The 2530-nt window shown below is 56.5% G+C and carries 1 protein-coding gene; it reads left to right on the top strand.

Annotated elements, in window-relative coordinates:
- Positions 1–95: 95 nt before the first annotated feature.
- Positions 96–2530: T6SS phospholipase effector Tle1-like catalytic domain-containing protein (locus tag CMR03_RS02915; protein WP_141248545.1), on the top strand; the 2435-nt coding region annotated here is incomplete at its 3' end.

Raw genomic sequence — 2530 nt, 5'->3', positions numbered from 1 at the left:
CCCTGCGATGACGTGAAGGTCACGACCAGTTGTTACACCTACGGCAGTCCGTCCTACCCGATAAAAGAGCCCCTCAGGATGAAGGAGCCCAAAGTATGTCCGAAATAACGGTAACCGATTTAGCCTGGGTACCACCGCCGTTTCCGGCCCAGGGGCGCCTGCCGACGCAGGCCCTGCAAGTTGGTCAGAATTGCCATCAGCAGAACAGCGCCGAGCGGCTCTACCGCCAGGAACTGTGTCTGGCGGCCGGGCGACGTGTCGAGCCGCCTTGCTGCAAGACGCTGCATATCAGTCTGTTTTTCGACGGTACGGGTAATAACCTGAACAATGACCTGCTGCTGTCTGACCCGAAGCATCCGACCAATATCGCGCGGTTGTTTCGCGCCACTATCGGAGATGGTACAGCAGGTGGCGTATCTGATACGAGCAGGATGCCGCTGGATTCGGCAAGCGACAGCGGCGGCAAATACTTCAAATTTTATATTCCCGGTGTGGGCACTCCGTTCCCGGAAGTGAACGACCCGGATTATTCCACTATGGGGCTGGTGGGTGCAACCAAGGGTGAGGAGCGTATTAACTGGGCGCTGCTGCGTATTATTGATGTGCTAATGCGCATAAGTAAGGACCCGGAAAACAACAGCATAAAACTGTCCGAGGGTGCCAGCCGTAAGTCCATAGAAAAAATGGGTACCAGCTGGAACCGGCTGTGGTCTGGCGGAAGCCACAACCGTTATGAAGAGTTCAGCCGTTTACTGAATGAGTTAGCCCCGCAACTGAAACCACTGCTCACGCAGCCGGAGCCGGGTAAGCCTAAGGTGTTAGGCATCAAACTGTATGTTTATGGTTTTTCCCGCGGTGCCGCCGCTGCGCGTACGTTTGTTCGCTGGCTGAGCGAACTGCTTCCCCCACCAAAAGCGGAAGACGAAAAACCCCCACAGTGCCTGCAGATTGGTGAGATGCAGTTGCCTGTCAGCGTGGAGTTTCTCGGGCTGCTGGATACCGTGGCCTCCGTTGGGATAGCGCACGTTGTGCCGATAGCCGAGGGGCATATGTCCTGGGCGGACGGCACGATGGAGCTGCCGGACGATAAAACCTATGGCGGTTTGATAAAAAAATGCGTGCATCTGGTGTCCGGGCATGAGCAGCGTCTCTGCTTCCCACTGGATTCGGTGCGTCGGGGTAACGGCAAATACCCGCCCTATGCCACTGAGGTAGTTTACCCGGGGATGCACTCGGATCTGGGTGGCGGTTATCCTCCAGGGGATCAAGGAAAAGGCAACGATGAATTTGATCGATTTTTGTTATCGCAGATCTCGCTTCATGACATGTATGCCAATGCATTTCAAGCAGGTGCTCCATTAAAGGTTCCAGAACCATCTCTTCCAGAAGATATGAAAAATGCTAGCTGGAGGGCTATGGAACCAACAGTGCAATTGGAGTTTGCTGTTTCACCTGAACTTATCAAACGCTTCAACGCCTGGCGCGAACTCACTCTGAACCTGACCACACCAGAAAAAATCACGCCTGAAGAGGCCTCCCAATACGAACCACCGCGCGCCAGCGGCAGTCTGGAAACCGTCGTTGAAAACCAGATTGCGTGGATCACCGCCTGGCGTATCGAGCGCTATGCCAGAGGTTCGATGCTGAAAACGCCATTCTACCAGCGCGCCACCAATACCGAAGCGCTGCCCGCCGCGCGCAAGGCGGCAGAAGAAGCACGGGATGAAAAGCAGCGAAAGGTGCTTGAAAAGCGTCAGGATCAGTTAGCAAAACAGTCTGCCGACAGGATGGATGAGCTTGTGCTCTATCCGGGCATCAAGGATTTTGACCCGGATATGGCGCAGACCCAGTTGTTTGAAGCGGCGAAGGAGTTTGGTAAGGATTACCACGACGGTTACCGTATCCCGGAGAACCTGGCGCAGGCGGTGCTGGATACCGTGCTCCAGCCGATGATTTTCGTGCTCAATACCGATGATGAACCCCGGGAATACCGGCGAATGAAGGCTGACGGAGACGCGCGGGTGTCAGTCCTGTTTCCTGCCGCCGGTGAGGCCAGTAATGCCGGACAGCCAGCCGGGCTGGTCAGGGCCTTATTCGACGATCAGGTGCACGACTCGCGTGCCTGGTTTATGCACGCTGCGCTGGGTTCTCGCGAGATGTGGGGCGGCTACTTCCGCTACCGGATGATTTATTTCAGCGACAAATGTAATAAGTCCCTGTCACCGCTGGTGATCGCCGGAGATCTTATCGGGTTTGCCACCCTGACCACAGGTGTTGTGCTGAGCTTCAGACAAAAGACCCTGACCGGAAAGCTGGCAGGGCTGGCCGCGACAGGCGCCGTACGAACGCTGCAGGTTGAAGTGCTGGATCAGATCACAGGTGAACCCGTGCCGGAACTGCCGGGCGGGGAACAGCAGCGGGCATTTACCCGGGAGCCGGGCGTAGTGGTTGCACAGCGAAAAGCGCTTGTGGCTGAACAACAGCTGGCGCGGGCGCAGGCTGCGATCCCGGCCAGCTGGCTTGAGCAGGT

The organism is Pantoea allii (assembly GCF_002307475.1).
Lineage (GTDB): Bacteria > Pseudomonadota > Gammaproteobacteria > Enterobacterales > Enterobacteriaceae > Pantoea > Pantoea allii.
This window is presented reverse-complemented; position numbering and strand designations above follow the sequence as displayed.